Origin of the sequence: Streptomyces sp. NPDC047085, from assembly GCF_040643735.1 — a bacterium.
Classification (GTDB): domain Bacteria; phylum Actinomycetota; class Actinomycetes; order Streptomycetales; family Streptomycetaceae; genus Streptomyces.
Map to the genome: position 1 here is coordinate 71,328 of NZ_JBEYUW010000007.1, position 17,084 is coordinate 88,411.

At 70.6% G+C, this 17,084-nt stretch carries 11 protein-coding genes and 1 pseudogene; 9 read left to right on the plus strand and 3 right to left on the minus strand.

The genetic code is table 11. The features are described 5' to 3' along the window. Nucleotides 1-564: 564 nt before the first annotated feature. A complete protein-coding gene (locus ABZ865_RS24060) occupies nt 565-3,348 on the minus strand; it encodes an AAA family ATPase (protein WP_361233859.1) in 2,784 nt (927 codons plus the stop codon). Between the two features lie 1,035 nt (nt 3,349-4,383). On the opposite strand from ABZ865_RS24060, the gene ABZ865_RS24065 reads away from it, so the two are divergent. The 4 genes from ABZ865_RS24065 to ABZ865_RS24080 all read left to right on the plus strand — a co-directional run bounded on the left by ABZ865_RS24065 (nt 4,384) and on the right by ABZ865_RS24080 (nt 9,866). Further along, nucleotides 4,384-6,642 carry an FUSC family protein gene (locus ABZ865_RS24065; protein WP_361233862.1) on the plus strand — a complete coding sequence of 753 codons (2,259 nt, stop codon included), beginning with the start codon at nt 4,384-4,386 and terminating at the stop codon, nt 6,640-6,642. A 346-nt stretch (nt 6,643-6,988) separates the two neighbouring features. Next, nucleotides 6,989-7,903: an MBL fold metallo-hydrolase gene (locus tag ABZ865_RS24070; protein WP_361233865.1), complete on the plus strand. Its 915-nt coding sequence runs from the start codon at nt 6,989-6,991 to the stop codon at nt 7,901-7,903. A gap of 22 nt (nt 7,904-7,925) precedes the next feature. Continuing rightward, nucleotides 7,926-9,419, plus strand: coding sequence for a carboxylesterase family protein (locus tag ABZ865_RS24075; protein WP_361233867.1), 1,494 nt, complete (start codon nt 7,926-7,928; stop codon nt 9,417-9,419). Between the two features lie 63 nt (nt 9,420-9,482). After that, nucleotides 9,483-9,866: a Rid family detoxifying hydrolase gene (locus tag ABZ865_RS24080; RefSeq protein WP_361233870.1), complete on the plus strand. Its 384-nt coding sequence runs from the start codon at nt 9,483-9,485 to the stop codon at nt 9,864-9,866. Nucleotides 9,867-10,022: 156 nt separating this feature from the next. On the opposite strand, the gene ABZ865_RS24085 is transcribed toward ABZ865_RS24080, so the two are convergent. Continuing rightward, nucleotides 10,023-11,051: an aldo/keto reductase gene (locus tag ABZ865_RS24085; RefSeq protein ID WP_361233873.1), complete on the minus strand. Its 1,029-nt coding sequence runs from the start codon at nt 11,049-11,051 to the stop codon at nt 10,023-10,025. Between the two features lie 106 nt (nt 11,052-11,157). Here ABZ865_RS24085 and ABZ865_RS24090 point away from each other — a divergent pair, with 106 nt between their 5' ends. From ABZ865_RS24090 to ABZ865_RS24110, 5 genes and pseudogenes are all read left to right on the plus strand, one after another. Next, entirely contained in the window at nt 11,158-12,096 is a 939-nt protein-coding gene (locus tag ABZ865_RS24090) for an AraC family transcriptional regulator (RefSeq protein WP_361233876.1), read from the plus strand. A gap of 496 nt (nt 12,097-12,592) precedes the next feature. After that, nucleotides 12,593-12,925 carry a GNAT family protein gene (locus tag ABZ865_RS24095; protein ID WP_361233880.1) on the plus strand — a complete coding sequence of 111 codons (333 nt, stop codon included), beginning with the start codon at nt 12,593-12,595 and terminating at the stop codon, nt 12,923-12,925. Next, nucleotides 12,925-13,072 (plus strand): annotated as a pseudogene (locus tag ABZ865_RS24100) (dihydrofolate reductase); the annotation flags it as partial. The gene ABZ865_RS24095 and the pseudogene ABZ865_RS24100, both read left to right, overlap by 1 nt. Before the next feature lie 564 nt (nt 13,073-13,636). Next, complete coding sequence (locus ABZ865_RS24105) at nt 13,637-15,211, plus strand: protein kinase (RefSeq protein ID WP_361233883.1); 1,575 nt, start codon at nt 13,637-13,639, stop codon at nt 15,209-15,211. Between the two features lie 183 nt (nt 15,212-15,394). Continuing rightward, the gene (locus tag ABZ865_RS24110; RefSeq protein ID WP_361233886.1) at nt 15,395-16,579 is read left to right on the plus strand and encodes an ROK family transcriptional regulator; all 1,185 of its coding nucleotides are present in this window, start codon (nt 15,395-15,397) and stop codon (nt 16,577-16,579) included. 52 nt (nt 16,580-16,631) lie between these two features. Here the strand turns inward: ABZ865_RS24110 and ABZ865_RS24115 are convergent, their stop codons facing one another. Further along, on the minus strand, nt 16,632-17,066 hold the full coding sequence (locus ABZ865_RS24115; RefSeq protein WP_361233889.1) for a septal ring lytic transglycosylase RlpA family protein: 435 nt from the start codon (nt 17,064-17,066) through the stop codon (nt 16,632-16,634). Nucleotides 17,067-17,084: the final 18 nt, after the last annotated feature.

The following is a 17,084-nucleotide window of genomic DNA, read 5'->3' on the forward strand; positions in this document are numbered from 1 at the left end:
CGGCTGACGGCCCCCTATGTCACCGGGATCGGCGGCTGACGCCGGAGGGATGACCCTGCGTCAGCGGCACGCTCCCAGTTGAGCTGGGCGCCTGGCTCCCACGCCTGGTCAAGGCCGGTTCTCCATTTCAATGAGCAGCGACCTCTGCCCGGTACACCAATCGGCGAACCAGGCTGGAACGCTCCGGCCCCTTGCAGGGCGCGCAGTTCTTTGAGGCTGAAGCTCCTGCCCGTCCTGGACGCCAACGCCCTCCTGGTCGAAGCCTGTTCACTGGGCGCTGGTGGGCCGGAGTTCTCGGCGCGGTCGCGGCCGCAGGTCTGGGGGCGTGAAAGGCAGGCCAGGGCTCGGACAGCTTTCACGCCCCCCAAGGGCACGGGCGCAGGGGTAGGGCGCCCGGGTGAATCCCTTGTCCGGTTCGACGAGCTCATGCGGTCTCTCGTCGTCGCGCTCTATGAATCTGTCATGCGGAATCCGGTCGCGGTATCTGTCAGTCGACTGCACGGCGACGGCCGTCGGCCGACAGGCGGCATGCTCGTCAGCGTGCCTCCGAGGCAGATTCGGCTTTCAGCTCTGCACGCCGGCACCTGACAGGGTGCCTTCGAGCACGTCGCGGAGTTGTGAACGGGCGGTGATGCCCAGCTTGGGGAAGACCCGGTAGAGGTGGGAGCCGACCGTGCGCGGTGAGAGGAACAGTTTCTCCCCGATCTCACGGTTCGTCAGACCGCGGGCCGCCAGTTGGACGATCTGCTGTTGCTGGGGGCTGAGTTCGGTGAAGGCGCTGGGCACGACGTCGGTCGCCTCGATACCGGCGGCACGCAGTTCCGCCTGTGCCCGCTCGATCCACGGCCGTGCGCCGAGGCGCTGGAAGGTTTCCAGGGCGGCGCTCAGCAGTGGACGTGCCTCGGCGATACGGCGCCGGCGGCGGAGCCATTCCCCGTAGTCGAGTCGGGTCTGTGCCCGTTCGAACGGCCACTGCTCACCCGCGGGCTGTGCGAGCGCCGCCTGGAAGAACGGCTCCGCGTGCTCGGGATCCGCCAGCAGGGCGCGGCCACGGGCGATCAAGGCGGCCACCCGTGCCGACATGCCCGTACCGAGGCGCCGCGCCGACCGTTCCAGCAGTTCGGCGGCGTGCTCCTGCTGTCCTCGGCGGACGGCCGCGGCCGCGAGGTCAGCCAGGACGGTGTAGGAGACGTGGTAGTGGACCGGATCGCCGTCGTCGGTGAACGCGGAGCGGAACTGCGTGTACGCGGTGTCGTAGTCGCCCTCGGCCACGGCCGCCATCCCCAGGGCACGACGGGCGAAGACCGCGACGGAGCGGCTCTCCAGCGGGTCGACGAGGGCCAGGGCTCGCTCGGCGAGCCGGCGTGCGGCGGCCGGGTCGCCGAGCAGGGCGACAACTGTAGCGTCGAGTGCCTGGGCACAGGCCTCGGCGTGGTCGAGTCCGGCCGCCGATGCCATGGCCGCGATGTCGGCCGCCACCGAGCGGGCCTCGGGCCATCGGCCCTGCTCCAGGCGGGTCCAGCCGGCCGCGCATCCCAGTCCGTCCGGGAGCGGGCCGTGGGCCTGCCACTGGTCGAACGCCTCGTCGAAGGTCCTGGCGGCGAGGGCGGTCTGGTCGAGCAGCCAGGCGACGATGGCCAGCGCGGTCAGGCGCCGGGCGTCGCCCTTGGCCTCGGCGATGAGCCCGGGCAGCACCGGTGCGAGGGACGCTCCTGCTCCGCCGGGGTCGGAGACGGCCATGACCCAGGCGTGCAGCGCGGCTGCGGCGGCATCGTCGGGCGTGCAGGAGAGCAGGCTCTGGATCTGTCGCTGCTGGGACTCCTCGCCCGAGTAGTAGCGGACCACCGCTGCTGCGGCCAGCGCGTCGAGTACGAGGGGTGACCGGGCGTTCGCTGCCTCGTCGGCAACGCGCATGAGCAGGGCGAAGGCCGCTGTGTGGTGGGGGCCAAGAGACATGAGCTGGCCGGTGGCCAGCGCGGCTCTGCCCCGCAGTGCCGGGTCGTCGGTGCACTCGCGGACTGCGGCGGCCAGGTGCTCCACCCAGCCGAGCTGACCGGTGAAGACGGCGGTGGCAGCGGCTTCGGCCAGCAGGCGCGCCCGGTCCTCGCGACGCGGGCTGAGCTCTGCGGCGCGCTCCTGGGCGGCGGCAGCGGCCGCGAAGCCACCTCGGCGCCGGGCCCGGTCGGCCGTCTGCTGCAACGCGGCCGATACGTCCTGGTCGGGGCGTACGGTTGCGGCGGCCAGATGCCAGGCGCGGCGGTCGGGCTCCTCGCGCAGCAGTTCCGCGAGAGCCAGGTGTGCCTGGCGGCGTTCGTCGAACGACGCGGCATGGTAGACGGCGGAGCGGACGAGCGGGTGACGGAAAACGATCCTGGTTCCGTCCTGGCGTACGAGGCCGGCCCGATCAGCGGGCTCCCATGCTTTGTCGTCCGCCTCGGGCAGTCCCATGGCGGCTGCCTGCGCGTCCGCCGCATCGGCGGTCGCAAGGAGCAGCAGGATGCGGCGGGTCGGTTCCGGCAGGTCCGCCGCATGGCCCGCGAAGATCCGCTCCAGCCGGTCGGTAACCGGCAGCGGGCCCTCCACGCTACTGCCCTCGGGGTGCCGGATCGCGGTGGCGTGGGCGAGTTCCACCAGAGCCAGTGGGTTGCCGGCCGCCTCCTCAAGGATCCGCACGCGGGTTCGGCCGGTGGGCGGCATGGGCTGCCGGTCGAGCAGCCGGTTGGCCGCCTCACCGTCCAGCGGGCCGAGCTCAAGGCGCTCGTACTCCTTGTCGAAGCCGGGAAGCGCGGCCGCGGTGCGGACTCCGACCAGCAGCGTCACGGGCTCGCTGTCCATGCGACGCGCCACGAAGGAGAGAACGTCCAGTGATCCGCGATCGATCCACTGGGCGTCGTCGACCACCACCAGCAGCGGTGTCGTTTCCGCCAGGTCCGACAACAAGGTCAGAACCGCCAGGCCGACGACCATCGCGTCGGGGGCCTCGGCACACTCGTCGAGCCCCAGGACGGCACGGAGCGCGGCGCGCTGCCGCGACGGCAGGCCCTCCGCGGCACCGAGCACCGGGCGCAGCATCTGGTGAAGACCCGCGAATCCAAGGTGCGCCTCGGATTCGCTCCCCACCGCTCGCAGCACTCGGCCGCCTGCCCTCTGCGCGTGATCGGCCGCGATGTCGAGCACGGTGCTCTTTCCGGCACCGGGGTCACCCGTGACGACCAGCACATCACTGCGGGACCGATCAGCGCCGACACGTCGGATGATTTCCGATGTCTCGGTTTCTCGGCCCACCAGCGTCAGACCAGAATTCGGCGTCGAGCGCTGGTCCCCACGAGCCCTTCCATCGTTTTCCACGGATGCTCCAGGGAATTTGAGATACCCCAGATACTAGCGTGGGAGAACCGAGGCAGCGCCCCCGGGAGTGGCCTCGAACCTGCTCAAAGCGCATCCGAGCGCAGTCGTCGTCCGTGATATTCCGGCCCTGGCATCCATGGAGTTCTCCCGGAGGGCGGGTTTCGCCCGCGGAGTCGCGCGCCGCACGGCCATCGTGGCGAGGAGACCGCCGGCCTCCGCATGCGTCGACCCGTACGTCTCCGCGCCGTCACGGCATCGGGATCGCCACGGCGGGACAACGGGTCGGCAGGCGCAAACGCCCCATCCCGCGGCCGACCAGCACCGATGCAGTCACGTGACGCATACCCCCGGCTGTTCGTCCGGCCACAGAATCGTGAAGCGGGCACGGCCGCGCCTTTCCGGGTCGGCGGGCAGGCACGGTCGTGCGTCGCCGGTGGCGTCCTGCCATCACAGACGGGGATCGCGTAAGCCATACATCTCGACTGGGAGGCGCTGCCATGGTCACTGGACGCTCGTGGCTGGTCGGACTCGGGTTCCGTACTCCGTGCGGTCGGCTCGTACGCCACTTCTACGTCGTCGACGGCATGGCCGATCCGGAGCAGGCCCACGGGGCTGCTCTTGCGCGGGCGAACGACCCGGGCGAACGCGCGGTGCGCGGAAGCCTGCGGCTCGACGACGGCTGTGTCGAGATGCGTCGAATGTCGCGTGACCTTCTGGGTTCCTGGCGACTGTCCGTCCCAAGTCCGTGCACTTTGTAGCCCCTTGGAACCGAAAGCCATCCAACGGGTGCAGGCCTGTCAGGCGCTGCGCGGTCGCCGACGCCGGCAACGGACGCTGTGTCTCGTTTCTCCGTCCAGGCCACCGTGAGCTACTTCAGGGCTCCCACCTGTGTGCTGCGGAACCTCCGAGAGCAGTCACCTGAGGCATACCGGCCGGAACCCCGGGCGCCGAGACTGGTGACGCGGGCCGTGGCCGGCCGGAACCTCAAGGCTCTCCCCCGGCCGTGCACACGCGAAAGGACCTACGGAGATCTCCATGGTGGCAAGGACAACGACATCGCTGTGGGACCGCTTCGCCGCCTTTGACCCCGGACTGATCCGTCTGACTTCCGCGATGCGTGCCGTGTGCGGCACCGCCGCGACCCTTGCCGTGCTGACAGCGCTGCGAGCGCCCGAGACGGCGCTGGTGGTCGGCGGCTTCACCGCGATGACGACTTCACTGGCCGTGAGCGACCTGCACCCGCGCAACCAGCGCATCACGCTCGGACTCGGCGCTCCGCTCGCCCTCGCGTCCCTGGCCGCCGGAGCCGTGCTGACGCCGTACCCGACGGCAGCCAAGCTGGTCTTCCTGGTGGTGATCTACTTCGCCGTCCAGGCCCGCCGGTTCGGGCCGCGAGGGCTGGGCCTGGGGATCTTCGGTTTCATGGCCTTCCTGCTGTCTCAGTTCACCCGTGCCCGAGCAGACCAGCTGCCGCAGCTCGGAGCATCGGTACTGGTGGCGTTCGGGGCCGCCACAGCCATGTGGTACTGCGTCGGCCCCGTCACGGCGTCCGGAACTCTGCGGCGGCTGCGGCACGCATTCGACGTGCGACTGCAGGACATCCTCCGGGACACGGCCTCGCTGATCGTCACTGGGCAGGACGTCGACACCCGGAGCCGCGCTTTGCAGGACCGTCTCGACCGGCTGCACGCGTCCGTGCTGCTGATCGAGGACTTTCTCGACGAGCGCGCCGTCGACGAGGACACCGAGGCCCTGCTGCTGCACCTCAGCCAGGTGGAGATGGCCGCGCAGCGCCTGGCCGTACTGGCGGTCCGTGCGATGCGCACCCCGGCGGCCCGCAACGATCTGGCGGGACGGACGGCCCGACATCGGCTCGCTCAGCGGATCAGGGCTCTCCGGCACCAGCTCACCGTGGGAACTACTTGCGCCGCCGAGCGGTGCGCAGAGGGGTACGAGGGCGGCCCGGCGAACCGGCCGACAGGCTCCGCACTCGTGCTGGACTGCTTCCCCGCGGTCGACGAACTCGCCGAAGCCCTGCGGGTTCTCGGCCCACGGGGCCGCCCGGCAGGACTCGGGACGCCTCCACGCAAGCCCGCCTCACCCACCTTCGGGGCGCTGCCGCGCAGGGGCAGCGACACCTCAAGCCTGAAGCGGGGAGCCACCCGTCAGGCGTTTCAGGTGACGGCTGCCTCGGCCCTCGCCATCGCGGGCGGTCATCTCCTGTCGCCGCACCTGTGGTACTGGGCTGTCGCGGCCGCATGGGTCGTCTTCATCAAGAACGAGAGCACCGGCGAGGTGCTGCTTCAGAGTGTCCGGCGGCTGGCGGGCACCGTCCTCGGCGTGGTGTTCGGCTACGGCCTCGCCGCTCTGGTCGGCGGAGACGGCCCTGTCCTCCTGATCCTGCTCCTGCTGTGCATGTTCGGGATGTTCTACACCCCGTCGCAGGCCTACTGGGCCGTGACGTTCTTCATCACCGGCACGCTCAGCATGCTGCTCGCGCTGATGGACACCTTCTCGACACACGTGCTGCTCGTGCGCGTCCAGGAGACCGCACTGGGAGTGTCCTGCGGGATCCTTGCCGCCGTCCTCATCCTTCCCACCACGGTCCGCCGGGCCAGTGACGAGGGACTGGTCGGCTTCCTGCACGTCCTCGACCGCCTCCTTCGGGCCGTCGCGGCAGGAAGCACGGACACAGAGATCCCGACGAGCTGGGGCCGCGCGGCACACGACCTCGACCAGGCACTGGAATCCTTCCGCAAGGCCTGTCTGCCTCTCACTCATCCGTTCAATCCGCAGCGCCGCCGCCGTCACCGCGCCCGCCACCTGCTGGAACTCCTTGAGGCAGGCGCGTACCACGCACGGAGCCTGGCCGCCACGGCCGAACGTCTCCCGGCGGGCCACGTCCGGGAGTGCGCCGCCCGTCTCACAGCTGCTGCCGACCGCGCGCACGAGACCGTGACCCACCTGATCCGCATCACCGGCCACCGACCGGAAAGCGCCTCACAAACGGCACGCCCCACGGTCATCAGGGCGCTGTCCCTGCTCTCGGAGGAGCAACGCGTGAGCCGTAGCCGGCCGTCGCCGGAGCATCGCCTGCTGCTGCACACCAATCGCCTCGACGCGACCCTGACCGCGCTCGTACGAGCCTTGGACCCACTCGCCTCGGACCCCGACCGCACCACCATGGTCCCTGCCGAGAGCGTGGACATCCCGTCATCGCACGTCCCGGCCCCGGCTGCCGCAGGGAGCTGCGCCGATACCGCCGACCGGTGCGAACGCGTCCGAGCCGGCTAGCACCCCGCAGAACGCATTACCGGGCGGCCGGCCACCCTTGCTTTTCGCTGATCGGCAGGTCGTCGAAGCCGCCGACACGAGACCCGGGACGGCCACCGCACACCACACGACCGGCAAGCGGCCCGACGGAGCGGCTCCGGCCTCGTGACCGCAGCGAGGTCGCCATGCGCTCGCCCGCGAGGTATCCAGGAATGCAGGAACGGTAGCCGCCTCGCCATTCACCTGGCCTACAAGCGGAAACGCCACGCTCAGGGCTGTACACACAGGTGCAGTCACGTGACGGATACCGCGCCCGCCGGGGCCGCTCGTACGGTTGAGTAAATCCTCCGAATTCCAAGGAAACCCCATGGAACAGATCACCCTCGGCAATGTCTCCATCACCCGGGTATGGGAATACTACGGTTCTGTCGAAATGACGCCCGACACCTTCTTCCCGGAAAGCTCGAAGGAAGTCTGGGAGAACGGTGCCGACTGGCTGACCCCGCATTTCCTGGATTCCGAGACCAACATCGTGAATTCCGCGATCCAGACCTGGCTGCTGCGCAGCGAGGGCAGGACGATCCTCGTCGACACCGGCGTGGGCAACCACAAGGAGCGTCCCTACGCCCCGGTCTGGAGCCACCTCGAAACGGACTTCCTGGCCAACCTCGCCCGGGCCGGCGTCCAGCCCGAGGACGTGGACATCGTGATCAACACACATCTCCACATCGACCACGTCGGCTGGAACACCTACCTGGACGGGCGGCAGTGGGTGCCCACCTTCCCGAACGCCACCTACCTGATGCCGAAGGCCGACTTCGACTTCTGGAACCCGGAGAACGGCCACAAGCCGCTGCTCGGCCGCGGCAACCAGAACGTCTTCGAGGACAGCGTGGCCCCGGTGCACCAGGCCGGCCAGACGCAGCTGTGGGAGCACAGCCACCAGATCGACGCGAACCTGCGCCTGGACACCGCTCCCGGGCACACGCCCGGCTCCTCCGTCCTGACCCTCACCTCCGGCACGGACCGCGCGGTGTTCGTCGGCGACATGCTGCACAGCCCGGTGCAGATCCTCGAACCGGACGCCAACAGCTGCTTCTGCGAGAACCCCGCCGAAGCCCGCGCCACCCGCCGCAAGGTGCTGGGCTGGGCCGCCGACAACAACGCCCTCGTGATCCCCGCCCACCTGGGCGGCCACGGCGCCACCGAAGTCGTACGCGAGGGAAGCACCTTCGCCATCAAGGGCTGGGCGCCCTTCACCCCGTACACCGAGCAGGGCTGAAGCCCGCGGAAAGGCACCAGAGATGAGCCACCACCCCGAACCCGTCGTGACCACCGCGCAGGGAGCCGTCCGCGGTCTGCGCCAGGACGACGGAACCGCTGCCTTCCTGAACATCCCCTATGCCGCCCCGCCCCTGGGCGCCGGCCGGTTCGCGCCGCCGCAGCCGCACGAGCCGTGGGACGGCGTACGGGACGCCACCGTCCCCGGCCCCAACGCGCCGCAGTCCGAGCGCAAGCTCGGCAGCATCGACATGGCCCCCTACTTCGGCACCGGCTGGAGCCGTGGCGAGGACTACCTCACCGTCAACGTGTGGACGCCCGCCGCCGCGCAGAGCGACCTGCCGGTCATGGTGTTCGTGCACGGCGGCGGATTCGTCGCCGGTTCGACGCGGTCCGCGATGTACGACGGTTCCGCCTTCGCCCGGGACGGCGTCGTCCTCGTCACGCTCAACTACCGGCTCGGCATCGCCGGTTTCCTCGACCTCCCCGGAGCCCCCGCCAACCGCGGCCTGCTCGACGTCGTCGCCGCGCTGCGCTGGGTGCGGGAGAACATCGCCGCGTTCGGCGGTGACCCGGACAACGTCACGCTCTTCGGCCAGTCGGCCGGGGCCACCGTCGTCGGCGGCGTCCTCGCCACCGCGGAGGCCGCGGGACTGTTCCGCAGGGCGATCGTGCAGAGCGGCAGCGGCCTGGGCGCGTTCACCACCGAGCAGGCCGCCCGCGTCACAGTCGCAGCCGCCGAGGTCCTGGGCGTCGAGCCGCACGTGGACGCCTTCGCGGAGATCTCCGACGAGCGTCTTGTGGAGGCCGCCTCCAAGCTCGCGGGCATCGACCTGCAGACCGCCACCCACCACGACCCGCTGATCGGCCTCAGCCCCTTCAGCCTGGTCCTGGACACCCAGCCCGCCGTTTCGGTGGCCGCCGGGCACAGCTCGGACGTCGACCTGCTCGTCGGCACCAACACCGAAGAGGGCAACCTCTACCTGGTCCCGGTGGGCAAGTACGCCTCCTCGACCGCCGAGGACGTGGACGACGCGGCGGCGCGCTCGCACCCGGATCCGGCGCGGCTCGTCGAGACCTACCGCAAGTCCCGCCCCGAGGCCTCCTTCGCGGAACTACGCTCGGCCATCATGGCCGACGCGCTGTTCGGAGCGGGCACCCGGGCCCTGGCCGGCGCCCACGCCGCCCACCCCGAGTCCGCGACCTTCGCCTACGAGTTCGCCTGGCGCTCGCACGCCCTGGACGGCGAACTCGGCGCCACGCACGCGGTCGAGCTGCCCTTCGTCTTCGATCTCACGCATCTGCCGCAGCTTGTCGGACCCGCCGCCCTGCTCGGCCCCGACAAGCCCCCCGTGGATCTCGCCGCCCGCATGCACGAGACCTGGATCCGGTTCGCCACCACCGGCGACCCCGGCTGGGACCCCTACGACACCGAGCGCCGGGCCACGATGCACATCGACGCCCAGTGGACCCAGATCGACGACCCCCGCAGCCAGGAACGACAGGTCTGGAGCTGACACCCCTCCATGCGCTTCGCCTGCCCACCCCTGCCACCGGACACCGCCACCACGAGGAACACCATGACCAGAACCGTCATCACCACGGAGAACGCCCCCTCCCTGCCGGCCCCGCTCTCCCAGGGCATCCGCAAGGGCCCCGTCCTGCAGGTCTCCGGACAGCTCCCCTTCGACCCGGACACCGGCGAGGTCGTCGGAACCACCGTCGCCGAGCAGACCGCACAGGTCCTGCGCAACGTCACCGCCGTCCTCAAGGCGGCCGGCGCGGGCCTGGAGGACGTCGTCATGCTCCGCGTCTACCTCACCGACCCCGCCCACCTGCCCGAGCTGAACGAGGCGTACGCGGCGGCCGTCGGCGAGCCCTTCCCCGCCCGCACCACCGTCTACATGCAGCTCCCGCCGGGACTCCTCGTGGAGATCGACGCCCTGGCAGTCCTGGACGACTGACAGCGCCACAGCGCAAGGCTGGTCCGGCGCGGTCCCCGGGACCGCGCCGGACCAACCAGCTGACGGTCAGACCGCGCTTAATAGTGACGCTTTCGCTGTGCCTCACACCAGCCGGGGGCGACACAGGCACAGGCAGGGCTCCGGCCGGAGCCGACGTCATGCCGCCGCGCGCTCGCCGGCCGGTCGGCGGCGCAGTTCGGGGCGCTGGAGGGCTGGCGGCTGGTAGGCCATGTCGAGCGTGCCGGTGTCGGTGCCGGGCGGCACGATCGCGTCGATCCGGTCCAGCACGTCGTCGGTGAGGGTGACATCGACGCCCGCGAGCAGGTCGTCCAGGTGTTCCATGGTCCGCGGTCCGAGGAGGGCGGACGTGACGCCCGGGTGGGCGAGCACGAAGCCCATCGCGAGATGCGTGAGCGGCAGGCCGGCCTCCTCGGCCAGCGGGATGAGCTGTTCGACCACGTCGAGCCGACGGTCGTCCGTGAGGTGCCGGAAGCCGTACCTCGACCGGTGCGTCGCGGCCTCCTGGCCCTTGCGGTACCGCCCCGTCAGCAGACCGCCGCCGAGGGGCGACCAGACCAGGGTGCCCATGCCGAACTCCTGTGCCGCCGGGAGCACCTCGCGCTCGATGCCCCGGTTCAGGATCGAGTAGACCGGCTGCTCGGTGCGCGGCCGGGCCAGCCCGCGCCGCTCGGCGACCCAGTGCGCCCGGACGATGTCGGAGGCCGGCAGGGCCGACGTGCCGAAGGTGCGGATCTTTCCGGCCCGCTGCAGATCGGTGAGGGCCGCGAGGGTCTCCTCGATGTCCGTGTCGGGGTCCGGGCGGTGGATCTGGTAGATGTCCACGTAGTCGGTGTCGAGGCGGCGCAGCGAGTCCTCCAGCGCGCGCACCAGCCAGCGCCGGGACGCGCCCTGGTGGTTCGGCTCGTCGCTCATCGGGTTCCGGGCCTTGGTCGCGAGCACGACGTCGGCCCGTCGTCCCTTCAGCGCCCGGCCGACGATCTCCTCCGACTCGCCGTGCGCGTACATATCGGCGGTGTCGACGAGATTGATGCCGGCGTCGAGCGCCCGGTGGATGATGCGGACGCAGTCGTCGTGGTCGGGGTTGCCGAGGGCGCCGAACATCATCGCGCCGAGGGCGTAGGGGCTGACCTTGATCCCGGTCCGGCCGAGGCTGCGGTAGCGCATGGTGTCTCCTTCAGGTCGTCCTGCCGTGTCGCTGACACCAGCCTGTCTGTCGTTCGCCGGACTATGAATACTTGTGCATCCCGATTTCTTGCGCGAAAGTACGCACGTGGATCCCGACCGACTCTCCGAGGCACTCGACCTGGTCGAGGTGCGCAGCGTGCTGACCGGCGGCGTCGCGGCCCGCGGCGGGTGGTGGGCCCGCGGCCCGCTGGCCGATCCGGTCAAGTTCTTCGCGATGGTGAGCGGGCGCGCCCGGCTCACCACCGACGGCGTCGTCGAACCGATCGACCTCGTGGCGGGTGACGTGGCCATCCTCACCGGGCGCTCGTGGGTGGCCTTCGAGGCCGGCGCGGCGCCGCGCCACGAGATCCAGCCGGAGTCGGACTTCTCCACCGCCCGCTTCGCGGGCTCGGACCCTGCCGTCGACGACGTCGTGATCGGCGGGTGCGTCAGCGTGAACGAGGCCGGGCGGACGCTCCTGCTGGAGTCGCTTCCACCAGTGGCCCACATCCGGTCCTCCGCCGCCGGAGACGGGGACCGGCTGCTCGCCGCCCTGCGGCGGCTCTTCGACGAGGCGACCGGCGACCGGCTCGGCTCGGCCTTCGCGATCCGGCAGTACGGCCAACTGTTCCTGCTGGAGGTGCTGCGCTGCTACGTCGACCAGACCCTCCTGCCCTCCGGCTGGTTGCGCCTGCTCGTCGACGAGCGCCTGCGCCCCGCCGTCGACCTGCTCCACGGCCGCCCCGAACACGCATGGGGACTGCAGGAGTTGGCGCACGCCGCCGCGATGTCCCGGACCACATTCGCGGAGCGGTTCCGCGAGGCCGCCGGTGTACCGCCGCTCACCTACCTGGGCCGGTGGCGCATGCTGCTGGCCCAGCGCGCGCTGCGGAACGGCGACGCCCGCGTCGCGGCGCTCGCCGCCGAGCTGGGCTACGGTTCGGAGAGCGCGTTCAGCACGGCGTTCAAGCGCGTTGTCGGGGAGTCGCCGCAGCGCTACCGGACGCGCGTGCGCCAGGAGGCCGTTCCGATCGCGGGCCGGTGACGGAGATCAGCCCTGAGCGGAGCCGGCGCGCCTCGGGTACCTATCCGGGCTCAGGAGAACTCGCGGATGTCGCACAGTGGGCCGGAGGCCGGCCCGCCTGATCAGTCCTGACGACGAGGAGTTCGGCGCCCAGACGGCCACCACCCGCCCGACCAAGCTGGGCCGGTCACCGGGACGTCCTGGCGGCAGAGCGCCGTGAACGCGCCCGGGTCCGCAGCAAGAAGGGCATCCGCTGGGCCGGGCGAGCGCGAATCGCGGCCCGATCACTCACTGGCGTTCAAGGTCGCACAGTCCGCGACGCCCAGCTCGGACAGCACTGACCGAAGCCGCTCCAGGGCCGCAGCAGGGTGTGAGCCCTCCGCGATTTCGAGGTCCAGATGGCAGCGACCCATGCCGCTGACCGCGCCGGTGACCTCGCCGTCGAGCTCGAACGCCGCCTCCAGAGCCTCCTCGACCTCGTCACGATCGACCGGCAGCCCCGCGAACCTCCGACGATGTGGCCACACGGTCCCGCGCCGACTCTCGCCCGTGGCGGCCCGTCCAACCAGGCTCGGATCACTTATCCTTTGCCGCGACCGGACCGTCGGACGAGGCAGCGTGCTTCTCCGTTGTCGAGCTGGAGTCGCAGGAGCTGGCCGGCGAGGCCCTGCTCTGGGGCATTGACACACACAACCGGACGGCGCACATCGGGATCGCCCTGCGCCCCGCATTCCGCGGCCGCGGGCTCAGCGTCGATGTCCTGCACACGCTGTGCGAGTACGGATTCGCCGTACGCGGACTACAGCGCCTGCAGATCGAGACCCACGGCTCAACTTTGACGAAGCCCTGAGGGTCTACCCGGTGCTGGTCGGCGGTGGCATCTCGTTCTTTCTTTCCCCGGCGCGAGCGCCGGGTGGATCTCGAACTCGTCGAGACCCGCACGTTCGGATCGAGAGTCGTCCACCTGCGCCACCGCGTGGTGCGCCGGCTGACTTGAGCCGAAGGCACGGAGCCGGGCCGCGGTGATGTTCGGGGCGGAGGTCGGCCCGGCGATCCTCGAATTAATCCGCGCGACAGGGCATTTAATCCTCCCCTTCGGACCTTGCTGCCGCTCTCCTCATGGTTCTAGCGTCTGGCAAAGGCTCACGGCAGGGCAAACGAGTGCCGAGTGGATCGAACCAGTAACCGCGATTCGGGATCGAGCGGCGGGACGCCGGCCGTGTCACACCTCCGCACGTAGCGCTTGGCCCGGACGAACCCAGCAAAGGAAGCTCCCATTCCAGCTAAGACAAGATCGGCCTCCTGGGTGAGGACCAGGCCGTTGCGGAGCAACACCCGGTGGGCCGTGGACCGCGTCGGCGCCGTCTCCGGTCCGCGGCCCGCGAGTTCGGGGAGATACAGCGGGCGCCCCACCGGGCAGGCCGGCGTCGCAACCGGCAGATCCCAGCATCAACCTCGGCGGACATGCGCGCGGATTGCTCCGCGGGCGGCTGGAGCGCTCCGGCGGACACCGCTCCCAAAGGAAACGTGAGAGCGCGTGATATCCGGAGATGGTGACCAGGTGACCACGCGTTCGGAACGGGTGATCGCCGGACGGTATCTGCTTCACGACGTCCTCGGCAGAGGCGGCATGGGCACGGTCTGGCGCGCCCACGACCAACTGCTGGACCGGCCGGTCGCCGCCAAGGAACTGCACGTCCTCACCGACGGCGACGAGGACCACCGCGTACGGGTACGGCGTGCCATCCGCGAGGCCCGCGCGGTCGCCCGGGTGCCGCATCCCCATGTGGTGGGAGTCCACGACCTGGTCGAGTCCGAGGACCGGCTGTGGATCGTCATGGAACTCGTCGAAGGGTCCTCACTGGCGAATCGGACGGCCGAGACCGGACCGCTCACACCGCAGCAGACCGCCGCCGTCGGCCTGCAACTGATCGACGCGCTGGACGCCGTCCACGCGGTCGGGACTCTGCACCGGGACATCAAGCCCGCCAACGTGCTGCTGCGCCGTGACGGCAGCGCCGTCCTCACCGACTTCGGCATCGCGGCCCTGGACGACGGCGAGTTCCTGACGAGCACCGGTCAGGTGGTCGGCTCCGTAGAGTTCATGGCGCCGGAGCGCGTGATGGGAACAGAGGTCGGACCGGCCTCCGACCTGTGGTCACTGGGCGCCACACTCGCCACGGTGTGCTGCGGCGAGTCCCCCTTCCGCAGGCCGGGAGCACCCGCGACGATGCACGCCGTGGCGTACGAGGAACCCAGCCTGTCGGAGCGGCTCGGTCCGCTGCGCCCGGTCGTCGAAGCGCTGCTGCGCAAGTCCCCGGCCGAGCGTCCTTCGACGGCAGCCGTGCGTTCCGCGCTGCGAGGCGTCGTGGCCGGCGAGCCGGACGTCGAGTTCCTGCCGCCGGCGACCGTACTCGCGCTCCGGCCTGCGGCCCCGATGGCCGACGCGAACACGATGGCCGCCAACCCGAAATGGCGCGTCCCGGCCGCGGAGACCGTGCCGCCGGGGCGCCACACCACGCCGCTCGAACTCCCACAGCCGCAGCCGCAGGCGCAGTCATCCCGCTCGGCGTGGCCGAAGCGGCTGCGATGGGGGCTGGCCGGAACGGCCATACTGGCGGCGGGCGTTGCGGGCGGTCTCTTCCTCACCGGAACGCTGCCGCTCAAGGATGATCCGAAAACTCCGAACGCTTCGAACGCTTCGAACGTTTCGAGCACTCCGAGCACTCCGAAAACGGCCCGTCAGGTCGTCGAGTCGACGGCCGGTTGGCAGCCGGTCACCGGCGTGTCCGTCCATCAGGGCGACCGGATTACCGTCCAGTTCGTGTCCGGAGAATGGACGGCCAACTCCCGAAGGCTGCCCATGACCGGGCCGGCCGGTTACGACCCGAAAACCAACCAGCTGCCGGAGGGAACGAATGCCTGCAAGGTCAAAGTCGGGGCTCCGTTCGGCTCCTTGCTGGCCCGACTCGTGGGTGAGCAGGACTTCCCGATGCACATCGTCGGGCGGAAGCTGACTTTCCGGGCGACCGGCGACGCCCGCCTGCAACTGGGCATGAACGACGCCTCCGGTGCCTGCTCCCAGGACAACAGCGGCACGCTGACCGTGCAGGTGCACGTCACGCCTCAACCCTGACCCGGGCGGCGTCAGCCCCTCCGGCGCGCGGCAACACCGCATACGCCCAGGTGTCCTCCCTCTGAGTGGCTCCACAGAATTCCCACAAAGACGCCCTCTAGCTTCTTGCGCCACGGGGGACGGACGACTGATCTCCGTCCCCTCACGCAACAGTTGTGCTCAAAGAGGGGGGCGCCTTCCGCCATGCTGACTGAGACGACGACACGGGCCTCCAGCGCGCACGAGGCCCTGGTACTGAGCCTGCTGCGCGAGCACGGTCCGCTCACTCGGGGAGACTTACGGATCCTGAGCGGTCTGTCCCGCACCACGCTCTACGACGCCGTCGGGGCGCTGATGGACAACGGCAGCGTCCTCGCCTCGGTTCCGGAGGCGGCCCGGCGCAAGCGGGGCCGCCCGGCGGAGGTACTGACCGTGAACCCCGGGGCCGGCCGGCTGCTCGGCATCGAGTTCGCGCGACGGGCGGTGCGGGTGGCCGCGATGAACGCGGCGCACGAGATCGTCGGCACCACCGGCGAACCGCACGACCCCGACACCCCGTGGCAGACCCGCATCGACCTTGCGTGGCGACTGGCGGACAAGCTGACGCATGGGACGCTGCGACCGGGCGCCCTGAACGGCATCGGCGTCGGGGTGGTCGGACCGGTCGGCACGCCGGGGCAGGGCCCGCTGTGGGCGCCTCGGCACGACATCGTGGCGGCACGCGTGCGCGAACGCTTCGGCGCACCGGCACTGATCGACAACAGCACCCGGCTGGCCACCCTGGCCGAGACGATCTGGGGTGCCGCCGCGGGTGAACAGAACGTGCTGTACCTGCGGTTGTCGCACGGCGTCGGCGGCGGACTCGTGATGGCCGGCACACTGCACCGCGGCGCCCACGGCCGCTCCGGGATGTTCGGCCACATCACCGTGGACCCGGGCGGCGCGCCCTGCGAGTGCGGTGCGATCGGATGCCTGGAGACAGTGGCGTCGATCGGGGCCGTACTCGACGCCTGCCGCACCGCGGGAACCGCGGCAGCGGACCTGCCGGAACTGGTGAGCGCGCTGGAGTCCGGCGACGCGGCCGCGCACGCGGTTCTGGCACGGGTGGGCACGCAGGTCGGCAGGGTGCTGGCCGATGTGAGCCATGCCGTCGGACCCGACCTGATCGTCATCGGCGGCGAGCTGGTCGACGCCGGTCGAGCCCTGATGGCACCGATCGAGCACATGCTCGACACGCACGTCGCGCGCTGCTCGTACGGGGCGCCCCGAGTGATTCCGACCGGACTCGGCGATACCGGCACCGCCCTCGGCGCCCTCGCTCTGCTCCGGCGGCACCCGGATCACGAAGCGCCCGGGCTGCGGAAGGCAACCCGGGCGCTCATACCGTGACACGGAGACGTCAGCCGCTCCGGCCGCCGGTCACCCCGTCTACCTCAGAGGGTCACTTCAGCACCTTCTGCCGGACGACGATGTGACCGGCGTCGGGGTTGAGGCTCCCGCCGAGCCGCCTGAAGGCGCCGTCGGTCAGGTCCAGGCACTTGGGTTCCGCCTTCGTGTGCTTGAACGTGCCGCGGTCGTTGATGCGCACGACCAGGGACTTGCCGTTCGCCACGTTGGTGACCCGCACCCTCGTGCCGAAGGGCAGCTGGGGATGGCGGGTGAGCGAAGTCGCCGCGGTGTTCTTGCTGTTGTCGAAGATGTCGCCGTTGGCGGTGGTGCTGCCGGCGGGTATCGGGCCGTAGTGCGTCGCCCAGCACTTCGGCCTCTGAGCCTGCGCGGAGGCGGTCGCGGCGGAACTCGCCGGAGCCAGGGCGACCATCGCGGTCAGTACGGCCGCACCGGCCGCGATGGAGGCGTGCAGGGTCCGCTTGCTCATGTTCTTTCCCTCGTTTCT